Below are 18640 nucleotides of genomic sequence, written 5' to 3'. Positions count from 1 at the left end.
ATAGAGCGTGTCTGACATTCTTCGCAAGATCGAGGCCTACAAGCGCGACGAGATCGCGGCGGCAAAGGCACGCGTGCCGTTGGCCGAAATCAAGGTCCGGGCAAAAGATGCCGACGCACCGCGCGGTTTTCTTGCCGCACTGGAAGCGAAGCGCAAATCCGGCGCCTTCGCGCTGATCGCCGAGATCAAGAAAGCGAGCCCCTCCAAGGGTCTGATCCGTGCCGATTTCGATCCACCGGCTCTGGCGCAGGCCTATGCCAAGGGTGGTGCTGCCTGTCTTTCGGTGCTGACCGATGCACCGTCCTTCCAAGGTGCGCCTGAATTTCTCACCCGGGCGCGAGCCGCCGTCGCGCTGCCGGCGCTGCGCAAGGATTTCCTGTTCGATCCGTATCAGGTCTACGAAGCCCGCGCCTGGGGCGCGGATGCCATCCTGATCATCATGGCCAGCGTCGACGACGCCCTGGCGAGCGAACTCGAGGCGACGGCGTTCGAACTCGGCATGGATGCACTGGTCGAAGTGCATGACGAGACCGAGACGCAGCGCGCGCTAAAATTGTCGTCGCGACTGATCGGCATCAACAACCGCAATCTGCGTACATTCGAGACCAGCCTCGACACTTCCATGCGGCTGGCGACAATGGTGCCGGCCGACCGCTTGCTGGTCAGCGAGAGCGGTATTTTCTCGCATGACGACTGCCTCAGGCTGCAAAAGAGCGACATCGGCACTTTTCTTGTCGGCGAGAGCCTGATGCGGCAACAGGACGTCACCGCGGCGACGCGCCTGCTTCTGACAGGCAAGGCTTTGGCCGAGGCTATCTGACGATGGTATCAGGCCTTACCCATCTCGGCGCGCAGGGCGAGGCCAACATGGTCGATGTCGGCGACAAGGAAGAAACAACGCGCACGGCGATCGCCGAAGGCTTTGTCGCGATGCAGCCCGAGACGCTGAAGATGATCCTCGCCGGCAACGCCAAGAAGGGCGATGTGCTCGGCACCGCGCGCATCGCTGGTATCATGGCGGCGAAGAAGACGCATGAACTAATCCCGCTCTGCCACCCGCTGCTTTTGACCAAGGTTTCCGTCGACATCGAGCCCGACCATGCTTTGCCGGGCCTGAAGGTCACCGCGCTGGCGCGCGTCACCGGCAAGACGGGTGTCGAGATGGAAGCGCTGACCGCCGCTTCGGTAGCCTGCCTGACCATCTACGACATGGCGAAAGCAGTCGACCGCGCCATGGTCATCACCGGCATCCGCCTGGTCGAAAAGACGGGTGGCAAGTCGGGTGACTACAAGGCGAGCGCCTGATGGCGCTGGTTCCTATCGCGGAGGCGCTTGAACGCCTGCTCGATGGTGCGGCACCTCTAGCCGGCGAAAGCGTTCCTCTGTTCGAGGCGGTGGATCGTGTTCTGGCGGAACCGGTCGTTGCTCTTCGCACCCAGCCGCCTTTCAATGCTTCCGCCATGGACGGCTATGCGGCGCGCGCCGCCGACGTCACGTCGGTCCCATCCAGGCTGTCGGTGATCGGCATAGCGCCGGCTGGACGTGGCTTCGACGGCACGGTCGGCCAGACGCAGGCCGTGCGCATCTTCACCGGCGCGCCGCTGCCCGAAGGCGCCGACACCATCGTCATCCAGGAGAATGTCCGCGACCTCGGCGGCGGCGATATCGAAGTGATCGAGCCGACAGCGCAATGGCGCAATATCCGCCGCATCGGCCTCGATTTTTCAACAGGCGACATGCTGCTGGAGAAAGGCCGCTTGCTCGACCCGGCGGCACTGTCGCTGGCTGCATCGGCCAACCATCCCCGGGTCAGCGTGGTGAAACGGCCGCTGGTCGCCATTATCGCCACCGGCGACGAATTGCTGCCGCCGGGCAGTGATCTCGGCCCGGACCAGATCATCTCGTCCAATGCCTATGGCGTCGCTGCCACCGCACACTCGGTCGGCGCCCGCGCGCTCGATCTCGGCATTGCCGCCGATCGCAAAGAGGCTATCGCTGCCCTGATCAGACAAGCGGTCGCGGCCGGTGCGGATGTCATCGTGACGCTTGGTGGCGCCTCGGTCGGCGATCACGACCTGATCCACGACGTGCTGACCGGCGAAGGCATGACGCTCGGCTTCTGGAAGATCGCCATGCGCCCCGGCAAGCCCCTGATGTTCGGCCGCCTCGGCGACATCAGGTGCATCGGCCTGCCCGGCAATCCGGTGGCAAGCCTGGTCTGCTCGCAGTTGTTCCTGAAGCCGCTGCTGGCGCGGCTCGGCGGCCGCAATCATCGCCAGGACGTTCGCCAAGCGCGATTGGGCGCCGCAATGCCGGCCAATGATTTGCGCCAGGACTATGTCCGAGCCGTGGTCAGGGAAGATGACGGCGTACCGGTGGCGACGCCGTTCGGTATCCAGGATTCCTCGATGCTGAGAATGCTGGCCGACGCCAACGGGCTGATCGTGCGGGCGCCGTTTGCCCCTGCAGCAGCTGCTGGCGAGGCTTGCAGCGTTTTGATGCTGCGCTGAGGAATCCCAGACAAGCCACTCATAACAGACGAGAAAGTGATCCCGGCTCTAGTTCGAGATCAAGCTCTGCGTCAGCGGATGCGCCGGGTCGGCAAGGCCGTCGACAATGCTGTAATGATGCCGGTCGGGCTCGACCACGACGCTGGTGGTGGCGCCGAGGCCGGTCCAGATGTTGGCAAGCAGCGCATTCTGGCGCAGGAATTCGGCGCGCTCGCCGCCACCGGCCCAACAGGTGATGCGGGCGCCATTTATCGGGCGCAGCAGCGCCGGGCTTTCAGCCAGCGCCTCCTCTTCGTCGATTGCCAGTTCCTTGTTCATGCCGGTGCGCATGATCGGACGCAGGTCATGCAAGCCTGAAATCGAAACGACGTGGCGTATGCGCCGCGCCACATCGGCAGCCAACGGCGTGGTTGTCGTCACCATCCGGGTGGCGAGATGGCCGCCGGCCGAATGTCCGGTCAGCATCAGCGGTCCGTCGACCATTGCCGCTGCCTCGCCGATTGCCGCCCCAATCTCCCTGACGATGCCGGCGATGCGTATGTCCGGGCACAGCGTGTAGGACGGCATCGCAACGGCAAAACCGTTGCTGACCGCGCCATTGGCAAGGTGAGACCACAAACTCTTGTCGGTCTCCAGCCAGTAACCGCCATGGATAATCGCCACCAGCCCTTTGGGCGCGGCACTAGGAATGAAAAGATCGAGCCGATTGCGCGGCCCTTCGCCATAGGCGATGTCGAGCCGTGCCCGGCCCTGCGCCGACAGCGCATCACGGAATGCTTGCGCCGGCTTCGCCCATGCGGCCGGCCAGCGATCACTGCCGGCGATATTCGCACCGTTGGCATAGGCATCATCCCAATCGACGATGTGACGTTCGAACATCTGCGCCCTTCCCCAAGACGGCATCGCTACTTGCTAGCAATGGCCACCGCCATGCCATGCGTCAATGCCCTGAGCAAAAACATTTTAGGCTTGAAACAAATTTCGACTGGTGCGATCCTGCCCCAACGAACAGCCGACAATGGGAGGTCTGCTGTGCTGCCCGAACCTGCAGATGTTCACCCTTTCTGGGCGCATCTCAGCAGGTGCGATGGGTAGTACGAAGCTTCCTCAGAGCAGGACCTTAGGATCCACCACAGCCAGCCAAGGCGCGTCGCGCACTGGCCAGGCAGCAGACGGGAGAGCGGCGACATGCTTGGGCCTTCAGCGCATATCGACACGTTCACGCGCGATCACCTGCCGCCGCCGGAGCAATGGCCTGAAATCCTGCTCGACGGCTTCGACTATCCCGAACGCCTCAACGCCGGTGTCGAACTGACCGACAGGCTGGTCGAAAAAGGTCTCGGCGACCACACCGCCCTCATCGGCAATGGCCGCCGCCGCACCTACAAGGAACTATCCGACTGGACGAACAGGCTGGCCCACGCGCTGGTCGAGAATTACGGAGTCAAGCCGGGCAACCGGGTGCTGATCCGCTCGGCCAACAACCCCGCCATGGTCGCCTGCTGGCTGGCCGCCACCAAGGTCGGAGCCGTGGTCGTCAACACCATGCCGATGCTGCGCGCCGGCGAACTCGCCAAGATCGTCGACAAGGCCGAGATCACCGTCGCGCTCTGCGACACCAGGCTGATGGACGAGATGACCGTGTGCGCCAAGGACAGCGCATTCCTCAAGCAGGTCATCGGTTTCGACGGCACCGCCAACCATGATGCTGAACTCGATCGTGCCGCTCTCGACAAGCCGGTAACGTTCACCGCAGTTGACACCGGCCGCGACGATGTCGCGCTGCTCGGCTTCACCTCGGGCACGACAGGCGTTCCGAAGGCGACGATGCATTTCCACCGCGACCTGCTGATCATCGCCGACGCCTATGCTCGCGAAATCCTGGAGGTGACGCCGGACGACATCTTCGTCGGCTCGCCGCCGCTGGCCTTCACCTTCGGCCTTGGCGGGCTCGCTATCTTTCCGCTGCGCTTCGGTGCGGCGGCGACGCTTCTGGAGCAGGCGACGCCACCCAACATGATCCACATCATCGAGACCTACAAAGCGACGATCTCCTTCACCGCGCCGACCGCCTACCGCGCTATGCTGAAGGCCATGGATGAAGGAGCCGATTTGTCGTCGCTGCGCGTTGCCGTTTCGGCCGGCGAAACCTTGCCCGCTCCGGTTTTCGAAGAGTGGACGAAAAAGACCGGCAAGCCGATCCTCGACGGCATCGGCGCCACCGAAATGCTGCACATCTTCATCTCCAACCGCTTCGATGACATGAGGCCTGCGTCGACCGGCAAGCCGGTGGGCGGCTACGAGGCGCGCATCCTCGACGACGAGATGCGCGAGGTGCCGCGCGGCACGACCGGCAGGCTGGCGGTGCGCGGCCCGACCGGCTGCCGCTACATGGCCGATGACAGGCAGAAGGAATATGTGCGCGACGGCTGGAACCTCACCGGCGACACCTTCACGCAGGACGAGGACGGCTTCTTCCATTTCGCCGCACGCTCCGACGACATGATCGTCAGCGCCGGCTACAACATCGCCGGTCCCGAGGTCGAGGCGGCGCTGCTGGCGCATCCGGACGTCGCCGAATGCGCGGTGATCGGTGCAGAGGACGCCGAACGCGGCCAGATCGTCGAGGCGCATGTCGTGCTGGTGCAGGGCGTCGCGCCCGACGCCCTCACCACCAAGCGCCTGCAGGACCATGTCAAGGCAACGATCGCGCCCTATAAATATCCGCGATCGGTAAAATTCATCGCCGCTCTGCCCAAGACCCAGACCGGAAAGATCCAGCGCTTCCGGCTGCGCACGGAGAAAATCAATTGAGCGAGCCATACGATCCGGCGTCCGAAGGCGCCCAGATGTCGTTCAAGGAGCGCATGTCCTACAGCGACTATCTGCACCTGGAGAAAGTGCTGGAGGCCCAGACGCCGCTGTCATCGGCGCATGACGAGATGCTGTTCATCATCCAGCATCAGACCTCCGAGCTCTGGATGAAGCTCGCTCTGCACGAGATCGGCGCCGCGATCCGCTCGATCCGCGCCGACCGGCTCGAGCCGAGCTTCAAGATGCTGTCGCGCGTTGCGCGCATCTTCGAGCAGCTGAACAATGCCTGGGACGTGCTGCGGACGATGACGCCCAGCGAATACACCGAGTTCCGCGACGCGCTCGGCCAGTCCTCGGGTTTCCAGTCCTGGCAGTATCGCGCCATCGAGTTCATGGCCGGCAACCGAAACCTGGCAATGCTCGGGCCGCACAAGCATCGGCCCGACCTGAGCGGGAAGCTGGAAGCGATCCTGGCCGAGCCGTCGCTCTATGACGAGGCACTGCTGCTTTTGGCGCGCAACGGATTCGACATCGGTGCCGATGCCAGGCGCACGGACTGGCGTGAGACGCGAACCGAGAATGAAGAGGTGCTGGTCGCCTGGCAGACCATCTACCGCGATCCGCAGCGCTACTGGATGTTCTACGAACTGGCCGAGAAGCTGGTCGACTTCGAGGACTACTTCCGCCGCTGGCGCTTCAACCACGTCACCACGGTGGAGCGCATCATCGGCCTGAAACGCGGCACCGGCGGCACGTCGGGTGCTTCGTATCTGAAGAAAATGCTCGAGGTCGTGCTGTTCCCGGAGCTGTGGACGGTCCGCACCCGGCTCTGACGTCGAAATGAAAACAGGCACACCGAGGGGACGCGCTGTGGCGGAAAACCCTTCGCGAACAACCGGGGACTGACCGACCATGAGTGGAATTCCTGATCTCGCCGCAGTCGAAGCGATGGATGCCACGGATCCGCTGCGGGCCATGCGCGACCGTTTCATTCTGCCGGAGGGGATGATCTATCTCGACGGCAATTCACTGGGGGCAGCGTCTCATGCCGTTTTCAGCGAGCTGCAGCAGGCGGCGACCCAAGAATGGGCCCAGGATCTCATCCGAGCTTGGAACACGGCCGGATGGTTCGAGATGCCAATCGAACTCGGCGACCAGCTCGGACGCCTGATAGGAGCCGCGGCCGGCCAGACCGTTGTCTGCGACACGACATCGACCAACATCTACAAGGTGCTGCACGCGGCGATGGAGATGCGGCCCGGCCGGTCGGCCATCGTCGCCGAAGGTGACAGTTTTCCCACCGACCTGTACATCGCCGAAGGCGTGGCCTCGACCCGGGATGGCGTCCTGCTGCGCCTCGCGGGTGTCGACGCGCCGACCATCGAAGAGCTGATCGACGAAAACGTCGCGGTGGTGCTGGTCAATCACGTCAATTACAAATCGGGTGAACTGCGCGACATGGCGGCGCTGACGCGCAAAGCTCATGCGGCCGGAGCGCTGATCGTCTGGGATCTTTGCCACACCGCCGGCGCCCTGCCCGTCGAGCTCGATCACGCAAATGCCGATTTCGCCATCGGCTGCACCTACAAGTACCTCAACGGCGGTCCGGGCGCACCGGCCTTCATCTATGCCGCGCAGCGCCACCACGGCGATATCAGCCAGCCGCTCAGCGGCTGGTGGGGCCATGCGCGGCCCTTTGCCTTCGAACGGGGTTATGTTGCCGGCACCGGCATCCGCCGCTTTTTGTGCGGCACTCAGCCGATCCTGTCGATGCGGGCGCTCAGAGGCGCGCTTGCCATCTGGAATGACGTCGACATGGCGGCATTGCGAAAGAAGAGTGTCGCGTTGACAGAACTGTTCATCCAGCTCGTCGAAGCCAGGTGCGGCGCCTACGGTCTCACGCTGGAGACCACCCGCGACGCGACCAGGCGCGGCAGCCAGGTGTCGTTCCTTCACGATCACGGCTATCAAATCATGCGGGCGCTGATCGAGCGCGGCGTCATCGGTGATTTTCGTGCGCCATCGACCATCCGTTTCGGCTTCACGCCGCTCTATGTCGGCTACAAGGATGTGTGGCTGGCGGTTGAGGTGCTGGAGGATATTCTGCGCACGGGCGCATGGAAGGACCGCCGTTTCGCGGTCAAGGAAGCCGTTACCTGACGCAACGATCCCCGCGATCCACCGCCGCCGCCCTCACTGCCTTGGCAGATGACGGAGGGCTGAATTTCCAGCCACAAATGCCAACAGACGTTGGCGTTTTGGCTCCGTTTCGTTCACGGCAAACGAACGTCCCGAAGATTGATATCGTCCTTTGTGGAGGTCGATAGACTAATAATGCCAAGCCTTGGGTCGAGGATGAGCCACAGGTCATTAACCATAATAATTTCAATGTGAGCAGGCGCATCGCCGTGCCTAGCGCCTGTTGATCGCGACCCGCTGGCAAGCGCCAAATAATTTCAGCAGCCTTAACAAATTCATTAAACTTTAAACGGTTGCAGAACACAACTGGAACAGATAGGGTTTGTTCTGGGTTTGTTTTTCGATTCTGGTTTCAGGTAACCTGGGGGCCGCCATGCTGACGCGCAAGCAACATGAACTGCTGATGTTCATCCATGAACGCCTGAAGGAGAGCGGCATTCCGCCATCCTTCGACGAGATGAAGGAGGCGCTTGACCTTGCCTCCAAATCCGGGATTCATCGGCTGATCACCGCACTTGAGGAGCGCGGCTTTATTCGCCGGTTGCCCAACCGGGCACGCGCGCTGGAAGTGCTGCGATTGCCGGACTCGATCGCGCCCGGTCTCAACGCGGCAAAGAAGTTTTCGCCAAGCGTCATCCAGGGCAGTCTCGGTCAGGGTGGCGCCCTTGGCCGGCAGATCAAGCCGGCGCCTTCGCGGATGCCCTCGCCCGGCAATGATGACGATGCGGTCTCCGCCGTGTCGATCCCGGTCATGGGCCGTATCGCTGCCGGTGTGCCGATCGATGCCATCCAGCATCAGACGCATTCGATCTCGGTGCCGCCGGACATGATCATGGGCGGCGCCCACTATGCGCTGGAGGTCAAGGGAGACTCGATGATCGAGGCCGGTATCTTCGACGGCGACACCGTCATCATCCGCAATGCCGACACGGCGAGCCCCGGCGAGATCATCGTGGCGCTGGTCGATGAAGAGGAAGCGACGCTGAAGCGGTTCCGCCGCAAGGGCGCTTCGATTGCTCTCGAAGCCGCCAATCCGGCCTATGAAACCCGTATTTTCGGCCCGGACAGGGTCAAGGTGCAAGGCAAGCTCGTCGGCCTGATCCGCCGCTACTGAGGCGGCTGTGGGTTGGCCGCTGGCTTCTCCGGTTTCTTGAAGGGTGCCAGCCCCCTTGCCTCACGAGAGTATTTGCGTTGCGTGTGCCAGGGCCGATATGGGCTGTCCACCGCGAAGCTGATCGTCGCCGGCGTGGTCGCCGATTGGCGATCGAAGAAGACCGCGGCACTGCCTTTGCGAGCCAGTTGCCGCTTGGTGATGACGAGAACCAGCGGATTGTGACAGGCGTCATACGCGGTGGCGTCATTGATGACGATCAGCTCGGCGAAGCCGCAGGCTTTCCAGGCGTCCTTGCGGTCCTCGACATAGGCAATGATCGCACCGGACATGTGCCTGGCCACGCAAACGCCTGAGGAGCAATAGAACGGCGATCCCAGCGGCAGATCAACGGCATCCGCGACATCGAATTGCCCATCGCTGTTGTCGAACACCTCTGGCACGACGATGGTTTCTGATGTCAGGGCGCGTTTCCAGTTGTCGACGGTGAATTCGTTCGGCCGTTCCCGGCTGACGGCAAGCTCACCGCCACCGATCGGCAACGCCACCAGCCGGGCGTCTTCCGAGATTAGCACATCCGGCGTGCGCGTATCCGAGACGGTCAGCAAGCCTGCCAGCGCGAATGGCAGAGCAGCGAGCCGCAGCCAAGTTGTCGCCATTGTCGCGATGACCAGGGCAATTGCCACCAACAGGACCGACTGCTGCGAAATCAGCCCGACCCCATCGACAGGCGAACGCTCGGAGATCCAGCCTGATATGGCGATCATCATCGTCAGGCCCTTACCCATCAGGTAGAGAGCCGGCCAATCCAATCCGAAAGGCATCAACAGCGCGCTGGCGACGGCCAGGAACATGACGACGGTGACGATCGGCATTACCGCGAGATTGGCAAACAGGCTGAGCGGCGAGACACGCTGAAAATGCCAGATGGCAAACAGCGTCGTCGCGCTTCCCGCGATGATCGAGGTCATGGCAAGGCCGGTTGCCGCCAGCAGGAATTTTCGCGTCAGGAAACCGGGCACGGATCGCTTTGGCGGCGGCGGTCTTGCTTTTCCCGCGCGGTGATCCGCCCAGCCGGCATAGGCGCCGACCAGAGCCGCGGTCGCGGCGAACGACATCTGAAAACTCGGGCCGACCACCTCATGCGGCGACACCACGATGACGGCGATCGCCGAGATCGCCAGATTGCGCATGGTGAGTGCTGCTCGATCGAACAGCACGGCAATCAGCATCACCGCCAGCATGATGAAGCTGCGCTCGGCGGCAACGACGACTCCCGAGATGATGAGATAGGCCGCGATCGAGAACAGTGCGGCGGCGGCGGCATACTTCTTGACCGGGCGACGCGCGGAAAAGTCGGTAAACAAGGCGAAGGCGCCGCGCAGCAAACCCATGATGGTGCCTGCGACCAGAGCCATGTGCAGTCCCGAAATGGAGATGATGTGGTAGATGCCGGTACGTCGCATCGCCTCATTGATGTCATCGGGAATGCCGGCGCGCACGCCGACGATCAGCGCCGCGGCGATCTCGCCTTCGGCGCCGCCGACGCTCGCCCTGATATGGTCGGCGATGCCTTCACGGGCATTTTCCACGCTAGAGGAAATTCGGGCCGGCAGCGGCATGTCGCCGTCATCGTTGACGACAAGCTTTGGATTGCCGAGAAAGAACCCGCTGCCACCGATGCCGGCAAAGTAGCTGTCGAAGGAGAAGTCATAGCTGTCCGGCCGCACCGGCCCGGTCGGCGGCAAGAGCTTGGCATATCCGGTGATGAGGGAGCCGGCGGTCACGTCAGCCGGGATCTTGCGTGCCGAAAGCCGCACCCGTTCCGGCGCATAGCGCAGTTTCGGTCTTGCGGTCGATGTCACGTCGATGGTCAGCCGGATACGGCCGGTTTCCATCCGGTCGAGCGAGACGACGCGGCCGGTGACTTGCGTCGAAATTTCCGAGCCCAACATTTGTGTGCCCGCACGCCACGTCTCGACCTTGGCAGCAAGCAGTCCTAGGGCGCACAAAAGTGCCGCCATGAAACACAGATGGGTCTTTGGCCATGAGCGCGAGACCAGCGCACAGATCCCCGTCAGAATGACAACCGCGACAGGTCTCGCAAAGTCGGGTTCAGCCGTCAGCGAAAAATAGCCGATCGCTCCGATCGCCAGGCAGACCGGCACCAGCAGGAAGGCCACGCCCCGGTCGAGTTCCAGGCTCGCCGCCGTGTTCACGCTGTGGCGCAGGCGAGGCAGTGATGTCAGGCTGATTTGCCGGCGCACGCGAACGATCCTGCCGGTTTCGGCAACAGGAACAGAGGCGGCGACATCCGCTTGTAACGGCGCTTGGCCGGGATCCGGCAGGAGGGGCGACGGCAATGGCAGAGGCGCAAAGAGGGACCGTTCGCTGACGCCGATGGCAGCGTCCTCGCCCTGATCCGAGCCCCAGCCTCGTCCAGCCATCGGGTCTGCCCCTTGCGCCCTCGACACCCTATGCTACATGAACGCCGGGCGCGCGAAAGTCCGCGCAACCGCACCCGCTTCAGATGGTTTCCGAGAGTTTCATGTCCGACAAGGTCGTCACCCGTTTTGCCCCCTCGCCCACCGGCTATCTGCACATAGGCGGCGCGCGCACGGCGCTGTTCAACTGGCTGTATGCAAAGCACACTGGCGGCACGATGCTGCTGCGCATCGAAGACACCGACCGTGAACGCTCCAATGAAGCCGCGACGGCTGCCATCCTCGACGGGCTTTCCTGGCTTGGCCTGAGCTGGGACGGCGAGCCGGTGTCACAGTTCGAGCGTGCGCCGCGCCACCGCGAGGTGGCCGAGGAGCTCGTGCGCATGGGCATGGCCTATTATTGCTATGCCACGCCAGCCGAACTGGAGGCCATGCGCGAGGCTGCCAGAGCCAAGGGGCTGCCGCCCCGCTATGACGGCCGCTGGCGCGACCGCGACCCCTCTGAGGCGCCCGCAGGCGTCAAGGGCGCCATCCGCATCAAGGCGCCGACCGAAGGCGAGACCATCGTCCATGACCGTGTCCAGGGCGAGGTGCGCTTTCCCAACAAAGATCTCGATGACTTCATCATCCTGCGTTCTGACGGCAATCCCACTTACATGCATGCCGTCGTCGTCGATGATCATGATATGGGCGTCACCCATATCATTCGCGGCGACGATCATCTGACCAATGCCGCTCGCCAGACCGTGATCTACAACGCCATGGGCTGGGACGTGCCGTCCATGTCGCATATCCCCCTGATCCACGGCGCCGATGGCGCCAAGCTGTCGAAGCGGCACGGCGCGCTTGGCGTCGAGGCCTATCGCGCCATGGGCTACCTGCCGGAGGCGCTGCTCAACTACCTGGCGCGCCTTGGCTGGAGCCATGGCGACGACGAGATCATGTCGATCAAGGATATGATCTCGTGGTTTGACATCGGCGATGTCAACAAGGGCGCGGCGCGCTTCGACTTCGCCAAACTGGAAGCGATCAACGGCGCGCATATGCGCCGCATGAGCGATGCCGAGCTGTTCGACATCTTCATCGCCACCCTGCCCTATCTCGAAGGTGGCCCGGCGATCGCAGCACGCCTGAACGACAGCACCAAGGCGCAGTTGCTGGCAGCGCTTCCGGGCCTGAAGGAGCGCGCCAAGACGCTGGTCGAGCTCGTCGACGGCGCGGCCTTCCTGTTTGCCACGCGACCGCTGCCGATCGACGACAAGGCGGCCCTTCTGCTCACCGACGATGCCCGCAAGATCCTGCGCAGTGCTCACGAAGCTTTGAACGGGCTTGCGAGTGACTGGACAGCCGCCTCGGCGGAGGCGGCGATCCGTGAGGTGGCTGCGGCCGGCAGTCACAAACTCGGCGCGGTGGCCCAGCCTTTGCGCGCCGCTTTGACCGGCAAAAGCACCTCGCCGGGCGTGTTCGATGTGCTCGCCGTGCTCGGCCGCGAGGAAAGCCTGGCGCGCATCTCAGATCAAATCGATTAGGAGCAAACTGGCCCAAGAAGATTGGCATTGAAAGGCGGGTTTCGCAGTGCAACATTAGGCCTTGGCCCAATCTGGCACGCACCTCCTGAAATGCGGTGGCGAATACGCGCATTGCGGTGATTTTCGACGTGTCGCTCTGCAGAATTTTGCCTTTGCCGGCATGAGGAAACAAGAAGGAGTTTGCAATGACCGAAGCTGCGAAAAAAATGGATTTGGGCGGCAAGACCCAGGAGGCCACGGCAACGCTTGCATTCGCCGGCAAGACCCATGAATTCAAGGTGCGAAGTGGTTCGGTCGGGCCTGATGTCATCGACATCGCCTCGCTCTACTCCACCACCGGCGCTTTCACCTACGATCCCGGCTTCACCTCGACGGCAAGCTGCGAGTCCGAAATCACCTTCATCGACGGCGACGCCGGCATCCTCCTGCACCGCGGCTATCCGATCGACCAGTTGGCCGAACATGGCGACTTCCTCGAGGTCTGCTATCTCCTGCTCTACGGTGAATTGCCGACCAAGGCGCAGAAGGACGATTTCGATTACCGCGTGACGCGCCACACCATGGTGCATGAGCAGATGTCGCGCTTTTTCACCGGCTTCCGCCGCGACGCGCATCCGATGGCGGTGATGTGCGGCGTGGTCGGCGCGCTGTCGGCCTTCTACCACGACTCCACCGACATCTCCGACCCCTACCAGCGCATGGTTGCCTCCATGCGGCTGATCGCCAAGATGCCGACGATCGCGGCGATGGCCTACAAATACCACATCGGCCAGCCGTTCATTTACCCGAAGAACGAGCTCAACTTCGCCGCCAACTTCCTGCACATGTGCTTTGCCGTGCCGTGCGAGGAATACAAGATCAACCCGGTGCTGGCGCGCGCCATGGAGCGCATCTTCATTTTGCACGCCGACCACGAGCAGAACGCCTCGACCTCGACCGTTCGTCTCGCCGGCTCGTCGGGCGCCAACCCGTTTGCGTGCATCGCCGCCGGTATAGCCTGCCTGTGGGGACCGGCGCATGGCGGCGCCAATGAAGCGGCGCTCAACATGCTTGGCGAGATCGGCCATGTCGATCATATCCCCGAATTCATCGCCCGCGCCAAGGACAAGGACGACCCCTTCCGCTTGATGGGCTTTGGCCACCGCGTCTACAAGAACTACGATCCGCGCGCCAAGATCATGCAGAAGACGGCACATGAGGTTCTGGGCGAGCTCGGCATCAAGGACGATCCGCTGCTCGACATCGCCATGGAGCTGGAAAAGATCGCGCTGACCGATTCCTATTTCATCGAGAAGAAGCTCTACCCGAATGTCGACTTCTATTCCGGCATCACGCTGAAGGCGCTGGGCTTTCCCACCACCATGTTCACCGTGCTGTTCGCGGTCGCCCGCACCGTCGGCTGGATCGCCCAGTGGAAAGAGATGATCGAGGATCCGCGCCAGAAGATCGGCCGCCCGCGTCAGCTCTATACCGGCGCACCCGAGCGTGACTACGTGCCGATCGCCAAGCGGTGAATTGGGAGTAGGGATTGGGGATTGGGGATTGGGCAGTAGGCAGTAGGCAGTAGGCAGTAGGCACGGTCAACTTCCCTACTCCCTACTGACTATTCCCTCTCTTGATATACCGCATCACCACCTGCGCGGCGATCTCGCCGGACGGTCTATCCGTCGCCATGCGCCGCGTGATCTCTGCAAATCCATTCTTCTGCCAGGCGCGCATGCCGCTGTCGGCGAACAGGGCTTCCAATTGCCGGGCCAGATTGTTCGGCTTGATGTAGCCGTCGTAGAATTCCGGAATAAGCGCTCGATCCGATATCAGATTGGGCAGCAGCGCCGACCAGACGGAAACGAGGTACGGCGCCAAGACGCGCGCGACCGGGTCGAGCCTGTAGCAGGAAATCATCGGCACGCCGGCCAGCGCCAGTTCCAGCGATACCGTCCCGGACGCGATCAGCGCCGCATCGGCTTTGCCGAAAGCCTGCCATTTGCGTTGGGGATCGACGATGATCTCAGGCTTTTCATCCCAGCGGTTGACGGAGGATTTGACGAGGTCGGCGACATGCGGAACGGTCGGCAGCAGCAGCCGCAGGCGGTGGCCACGCGCACGCAGAATCGACACCGTCTCGCCGAACGGGTCGAGCAGCCGCCGTACCTCGCCACGCCGCGAACCGGGCAGGACGAGCAGGGTCTTGACGCGATCAGGAGAAAGGTCGCGCGGCAGCTCCTGCGCCTTGGCTGCGGCCAGCAAGCCCGCATCGTGGGTCAGGCGATGCCCGACATAAGTGCCCGGTGGCCCGCCGAGCCGATCGAGCTCCTTGACCTCGAAAGGCAGGATGCAGAGGATGTGGTCGACATAGGGCTTCATCGCCACCGCCCTGCCCGGCCGCCACGCCCATACGCTCGGGCAGACATAGTGGATGATCGGAATCGACGGGTTGGCCGCACGCACCTTTTTGGCGACGCGCAACGAAAAGTCCGGACTGTCGATGGTGACAAGGCAGTCCGGCTTTTCGTCGGCAACGGTCTTGGCCAGTTGCCTGATCCGCCGTATCAGGCGCGGCAGGTCGCGCAGGACGGCACTGAACCCCATGAGGGCGATCTCACCGGCATCGAATGGCGAGACCAGTCCCAGCGCCTGCAAATGACGGCCGCCGAGGCCGACGAGTTGCACCTCGCGCCCGGCCGCCTGCCTGAGCGAGCGTACTATGTCGGCGCCGAGCAGGTCGCCGGACTCCTCTCCGGCAACGATCGCGATCTTCAATACCCTGTCAGCCATTACGCGGCTCCGTGGCGACAGGCAGGCCAAGGACGAACAGGCCGAGTGCATTGGCGCGTGCGATGGTTTCAGGACCTTCGAGGATCAGCGAGCGTCCCGCCTCGACGGCAATGCCGGCGAGCCCGGCCGCGTGCGCTGCCTCGACCGTCTGCGGACCGATGGATGGAAGATCGGCGCGCAGTTCCTGACCAGGCTTGGCGCACTTGACGAGGACGCCGCGGGTCTTGCCCGCAATACGGCCGTGGCCGCGCAGCAGCTTCGCACGATCAAGCAGGCCGGCTGTTCCTTCGATGCCTTCCAGCGCGATTGCCCGGCCGCCAACGGCGATCGCCGCCTGGCCGACATCCAGCGCCCCGATGGCCTTTGCTGCCGCAAGGCCCGCCTCAATATCGCGCCAGTCCAATTTTCGCGGTTCGGTCTTGGTCAGCACGCCTTCGGCGGCGACAAGATTCGGCACTACTTCGTGGGCGCCAACGACCTTTATTCCACGCGCTTCGAGGCCCCGTGCCAAGATCTTTAGAAGACCATCATCGCCACGCGCGAGCGCCATGACGACCAAAGGAATCACCGCGAGCAGGCTGAGACTGGGGCGCAGCGCAAGCAATCGCGGCCGGCGCTTGATCTCGCCTGCAAGCACCAGATGGGTGATCCGGTGCCGCCGCAGCAATGGGACGAGCGAGCCTATACCTTCCAGAGCGAGGTTTTCGTGATCGTATCGGGAGAGTTCCGCGATGCGGTCGACTTCGCCTTCCATCAGGATGACGAAGGGCGGATAACCTTGTTCAGCCGAACCGGCCGCGACTTCGACCGGCAGACTGCCGCCGCCGGCAATGATGCCGACCCTGGAGCCCGGCGGAAGATCAAGACGCGCTGCCGCTGTCTCAGTCTTCGTCATCGACATCGTCGCCATCGCCGCCCTTGAGCGACGGCACAGCATAGTGCCGCTTGCCGCGACTGGTGATGAAATCGATGATCTTCATGGCGGTCGGCGACGACGCGAACTCCGCCTTGGCGAATTCGATGTTCTCGCCAACGGTGCGGGAACGATCGAAGATCATCCTGTAAGCCTTGCGCAGCACAAGGATTTCGGACCTCGGCAGACCGGAACGCTTGAGGCCGATGATGTTGAGACCGCGCAGGCTGGCGCGGTTGCCGACCGCGATGGCAAAGGGAATGACATCGCCGACGATCGCCGAGCAGCCGCCCAGAAAGGCGTTGTCGCCGATGCGAACAAACTGATGCACAGCGGTCAGGCCGCCGATATAGACATTGTTGCCGACCTCGCAGTGGCCGCCCAGCGTCGCCCCATTGGCGAACGTCGCGTTGTTGCCGACGACGCAGTCATGGGCGATATGGGCGTAGGCAAGGAAATTGCCATTGTCGCCGACCGTCGTCTCGCCGCGGCTGGAATCGGTACCGAGATGCATGGTCACGCCTTCGCGGATCGTGCAGTTCCTGCCGATGACCAAGGTGGTTCGGCCGCCCTTGTGCTTGGTGTTCTGCGGCGGCGCGCCCAATGTCGCCATCGGGTAGACCTTGGTCGAGGCGCCGATCGACGTCGCGCCCATCACCGAGACATGACTGACCAGTTCGACGTCGTCGCCGATCACCACATCGGCACCGACATGGCAGAACGGTCCGATGCGCGCACCTTGGCCGATTTGAGCGCCTTCCTCGACAATGGAGGAAGCATGAATGGATGTCTTGATTTTCATAAGCACTCGATCGTCAGTCGCTGGTGACCATCATGGCTGAAATCTCGGCCTCGGCCGCCTTGGCGCCGTCGACCATGGCTTCACAAGCGAATTTGAGCAGATTGCCGCGTTTCTTGATTTTCTTGACATAGATCTTCAACTGGTCGCCGGGAACGACCGGTTTGCGGAATTTGGCGTTGTCGATGGTCAGGAAATAGACCAGCGACGGCTTTTCGGTGCCCAGGCTGCGGATACAGATGGCGCCGGCCGTCTGCGCCATCGCCTCAACGATGAGCACACCCGGCATGACCGGCTGCTCAGGGAAATGGCCCTGAAAATGTGGCTCGTTTATGGTCACGTTCTTGATGCCGATGGCGGATTCGTCGCCATCGATGTCGACGATACGATCGATCATCAGGAACGGATAGCGGTGCGGCAGGAGCTTCATCAGCCCCATGATGTCGACCGCTTCCAGCGTCGTCGACGCGATCATGTCAGCCATTGCCTCCCTCGCCCTGTTTGCGGGTCCTGGCGAGCTTGCGCAGCATGGCTATCTCCCGCATGGCTTCCGCCATCGGCTGTGCCGGATAGCCGCCCCAGATCTCGCCTGCAGGGACATTGCTCATAAATCCACTTCTGGCGGCAAGCTTGGCCCCTGTCCCTATGGTCAGGTGATCCGCAAGCCCGACGCCGCCGCCCATGGTGACATTGTCACCCACCACCACGGAACCCGAAATACCCGAAAGCCCGGCTATTATGCAATTGCGGCCGATGCGGACGTTATGGGCGATCTGCACGAGATTGTCGATCTTGGTGCCCTGGCCGATGACCGTATCGGACATGGCGCCGCGATCGACGGTGGTGTTGGAGCCGATCTCGACGTCGTCCTGGATAACGACACGGCCGATCTGCGGCACGCGCTCGGGCCCCTTGGCCCCGCCGACGAACCCAAAACCATCCTGGCCTATCCTGGCGCCGCCATGAATGATGACGCGATTGCCGATCAAGGCATACTGGATGCTGGCGCCTGGACCGACATAGCCGTCGCGGCCGATCTGGCAGGATTGTCCGATGACCGCATTTGGGGCGATGACAGTACCGCTGCCGATCGAAGCACCTGGCCCGATAACCGCGCCGGCCTCGATGACGGCACCGGCTTCGACATGGGCGGTCGCATCGACATGAGCGTGCGGCGAGACACCGGTTTCACTGGTCATCGGCCCTGGTGTCGCCGCCCTCGGAAACAGCAGACGCCCGATCAGCGCGAAGGCCTGTTGCGGACGCGGATGAACCAGAACGGCAACGCTTGCCGGCGCCTTGCCGGCAAATTCCGCCGGGCACAGGACCGCGGCTGCCCGCAGCGACGGCATCAGCGCGGAATTACGCTTGCCGTCGACAAAGACGAGCGCATTCTCGCCCCCCTCGCTGGCCGGCGCGAGCGCTTCGATCGAAATATCTGAGTGGCCGGAATCGACGAGCACCGAGCCGGTCAGATTCGCGACTTCGCCCGCCGTATACCGGCGTGATGGCGCGAAGAACACCGGATCGGTCATTCCAGAAGCTA

16 protein-coding genes are annotated in these 18640 nt (G+C 62.9%); 9 read left to right on the top strand and 7 right to left on the bottom strand.

Annotation, left to right across the window (positions count from 1 at the left end; translation table 11 throughout):
* Window positions 1-7: 7 nt before the first annotated feature.
* From trpC to NKJ00_RS24335, 3 genes are read left to right on the top strand one after another with little or no spacing between them, the layout of a single operon-like run.
* Window positions 8-820: an indole-3-glycerol phosphate synthase TrpC gene (gene trpC, locus NKJ00_RS24345; RefSeq protein WP_128303633.1), complete on the top strand. Its 813-nt coding sequence runs from the start codon at window positions 8-10 to the stop codon at window positions 818-820.
* Window positions 821-822: 2 nt separating this feature from the next.
* Entirely contained in the window at window positions 823-1305 is a 483-nt protein-coding gene (gene moaC / locus NKJ00_RS24340) for a cyclic pyranopterin monophosphate synthase MoaC (protein WP_023812913.1), read from the top strand.
* Entirely contained in the window at window positions 1305-2510 is a 1206-nt protein-coding gene (locus tag NKJ00_RS24335) for a molybdopterin molybdotransferase MoeA (protein WP_352631559.1), read from the top strand. The genes moaC and NKJ00_RS24335 overlap by 1 nt, the downstream gene beginning before the upstream one ends.
* Before the next feature lie 48 nt (window positions 2511-2558).
* On the opposite strand, the gene NKJ00_RS24330 is transcribed toward NKJ00_RS24335, so the two are convergent.
* On the bottom strand, window positions 2559-3389 hold the full coding sequence (locus NKJ00_RS24330; RefSeq protein ID WP_023812915.1) for a hormone-sensitive lipase: 831 nt from the start codon (window positions 3387-3389) through the stop codon (window positions 2559-2561).
* 309 nt (window positions 3390-3698) lie between these two features.
* On the opposite strand from NKJ00_RS24330, the gene NKJ00_RS24325 reads away from it, so the two are divergent.
* From NKJ00_RS24325 to lexA, 4 genes are all read left to right on the top strand, one after another.
* Complete coding sequence (locus NKJ00_RS24325; RefSeq protein ID WP_352631557.1) at window positions 3699-5324, top strand: AMP-binding protein; 1626 nt, start codon at window positions 3699-3701, stop codon at window positions 5322-5324.
* Complete coding sequence (gene kynA, locus NKJ00_RS24320) at window positions 5321-6157, top strand: tryptophan 2,3-dioxygenase (RefSeq protein ID WP_027036649.1); 837 nt, start codon at window positions 5321-5323, stop codon at window positions 6155-6157. The genes NKJ00_RS24325 and kynA overlap by 4 nt, the downstream gene beginning before the upstream one ends.
* 79 nt (window positions 6158-6236) lie before the next feature.
* The gene (kynU, locus tag NKJ00_RS24315; RefSeq protein ID WP_352631554.1) at window positions 6237-7484 is read left to right on the top strand and encodes a kynureninase; all 1248 of its coding nucleotides are present in this window, start codon (window positions 6237-6239) and stop codon (window positions 7482-7484) included.
* Between the two features lie 412 nt (window positions 7485-7896).
* Window positions 7897-8637 carry a transcriptional repressor LexA gene (gene lexA, locus NKJ00_RS24310; protein WP_013531746.1) on the top strand — a complete coding sequence of 247 codons (741 nt, stop codon included), beginning with the start codon at window positions 7897-7899 and terminating at the stop codon, window positions 8635-8637.
* Here the strand turns inward: lexA and NKJ00_RS24305 are convergent.
* The gene (locus NKJ00_RS24305; protein WP_352631552.1) at window positions 8631-11081 is read right to left on the bottom strand and encodes a ComEC/Rec2 family competence protein; all 2451 of its coding nucleotides are present in this window, start codon (window positions 11079-11081) and stop codon (window positions 8631-8633) included. The genes lexA and NKJ00_RS24305 overlap by 7 nt on opposite strands.
* 101 nt (window positions 11082-11182) lie before the next feature.
* Here NKJ00_RS24305 and gltX point away from each other — a divergent pair, with 101 nt between their 5' ends.
* Complete coding sequence (gltX, locus tag NKJ00_RS24300) at window positions 11183-12607, top strand: glutamate--tRNA ligase (protein WP_352631550.1); 1425 nt, start codon at window positions 11183-11185, stop codon at window positions 12605-12607.
* 185 nt (window positions 12608-12792) lie between these two features.
* On the top strand, window positions 12793-14121 hold the full coding sequence (gene gltA, locus NKJ00_RS24295) for a citrate synthase (RefSeq protein ID WP_027036654.1): 1329 nt from the start codon (window positions 12793-12795) through the stop codon (window positions 14119-14121).
* Window positions 14122-14203: 82 nt separating this feature from the next.
* On the opposite strand, the gene lpxB is transcribed toward gltA, so the two are convergent.
* From lpxB to lpxD, 5 genes are read right to left on the bottom strand one after another with little or no spacing between them, the layout of a single operon-like run.
* Window positions 14204-15382, bottom strand: a complete 1179-nt coding sequence (lpxB, locus tag NKJ00_RS24290; RefSeq protein WP_352631548.1) for a lipid-A-disaccharide synthase — start codon at window positions 15380-15382, stop codon at window positions 14204-14206.
* Window positions 15375-16292, bottom strand: coding sequence for an LpxI family protein (locus tag NKJ00_RS24285; RefSeq protein WP_023812924.1), 918 nt, complete (start codon window positions 16290-16292; stop codon window positions 15375-15377). The genes lpxB and NKJ00_RS24285 overlap by 8 nt, the downstream gene beginning before the upstream one ends.
* The gene (gene lpxA / locus NKJ00_RS24280; RefSeq protein ID WP_127810460.1) at window positions 16264-17097 is read right to left on the bottom strand and encodes an acyl-ACP--UDP-N-acetylglucosamine O-acyltransferase; all 834 of its coding nucleotides are present in this window, start codon (window positions 17095-17097) and stop codon (window positions 16264-16266) included. Before lpxA ends, NKJ00_RS24285 begins: the two co-directional genes overlap by 29 nt.
* A gap of 13 nt (window positions 17098-17110) precedes the next feature.
* Complete coding sequence (fabZ, locus tag NKJ00_RS24275; RefSeq protein ID WP_013531753.1) at window positions 17111-17578, bottom strand: 3-hydroxyacyl-ACP dehydratase FabZ; 468 nt, start codon at window positions 17576-17578, stop codon at window positions 17111-17113.
* Window positions 17571-18629, bottom strand: a complete 1059-nt coding sequence (gene lpxD, locus NKJ00_RS24270; RefSeq protein WP_352631545.1) for a UDP-3-O-(3-hydroxymyristoyl)glucosamine N-acyltransferase — start codon at window positions 18627-18629, stop codon at window positions 17571-17573. The genes fabZ and lpxD overlap by 8 nt, the downstream gene beginning before the upstream one ends.
* Window positions 18630-18640 lie beyond the last annotated feature (11 nt).

The organism is Mesorhizobium sp. M0227 (assembly GCF_040321855.1).
Classification (GTDB): domain Bacteria; phylum Pseudomonadota; class Alphaproteobacteria; order Rhizobiales; family Rhizobiaceae; genus Mesorhizobium.
The sequence above is the reverse complement of the archived record's forward strand: the minus strand, read 5'-3'. Positions and strand labels throughout refer to the sequence as shown.

Excerpts from the sequence above, each read along its gene's own strand:
- lpxD (WP_352631545.1), bottom strand. The coding sequence starts at position 18,629 with ATGACCGATCCGGTGTTCTTCGCGCCATCACGCCGGTATACGGCGGGC.
- lpxB (WP_352631548.1), bottom strand. The coding sequence starts at position 15,382 with ATGGCTGACAGGGTATTGAAGATCGCGATCGTTGCCGGAGAGGAGTCC.
- kynU (WP_352631554.1), top strand. The coding sequence starts at position 6,237 with ATGAGTGGAATTCCTGATCTCGCCGCAGTCGAAGCGATGGATGCCACG.
- NKJ00_RS24285 (WP_023812924.1), bottom strand. The coding sequence starts at position 16,292 with ATGGCGACGATGTCGATGACGAAGACTGAGACAGCGGCAGCGCGTCTT.
- lpxA (WP_127810460.1), bottom strand. The coding sequence starts at position 17,097 with ATGAAAATCAAGACATCCATTCATGCTTCCTCCATTGTCGAGGAAGGC.
- moaC (WP_023812913.1), top strand. The coding sequence starts at position 823 with ATGGTATCAGGCCTTACCCATCTCGGCGCGCAGGGCGAGGCCAACATG.
- lexA (WP_013531746.1), top strand. The coding sequence starts at position 7,897 with ATGCTGACGCGCAAGCAACATGAACTGCTGATGTTCATCCATGAACGC.
- NKJ00_RS24335 (WP_352631559.1), top strand. The coding sequence starts at position 1,305 with ATGGCGCTGGTTCCTATCGCGGAGGCGCTTGAACGCCTGCTCGATGGT.
- fabZ (WP_013531753.1), bottom strand. The coding sequence starts at position 17,578 with ATGGCTGACATGATCGCGTCGACGACGCTGGAAGCGGTCGACATCATG.
- gltX (WP_352631550.1), top strand. The coding sequence starts at position 11,183 with ATGTCCGACAAGGTCGTCACCCGTTTTGCCCCCTCGCCCACCGGCTAT.
- gltA (WP_027036654.1), top strand. The coding sequence starts at position 12,793 with ATGACCGAAGCTGCGAAAAAAATGGATTTGGGCGGCAAGACCCAGGAG.
- NKJ00_RS24305 (WP_352631552.1), bottom strand. The coding sequence starts at position 11,081 with ATGGCTGGACGAGGCTGGGGCTCGGATCAGGGCGAGGACGCTGCCATC.
- NKJ00_RS24330 (WP_023812915.1), bottom strand. The coding sequence starts at position 3,389 with ATGTTCGAACGTCACATCGTCGATTGGGATGATGCCTATGCCAACGGT.
- NKJ00_RS24325 (WP_352631557.1), top strand. The coding sequence starts at position 3,699 with ATGCTTGGGCCTTCAGCGCATATCGACACGTTCACGCGCGATCACCTG.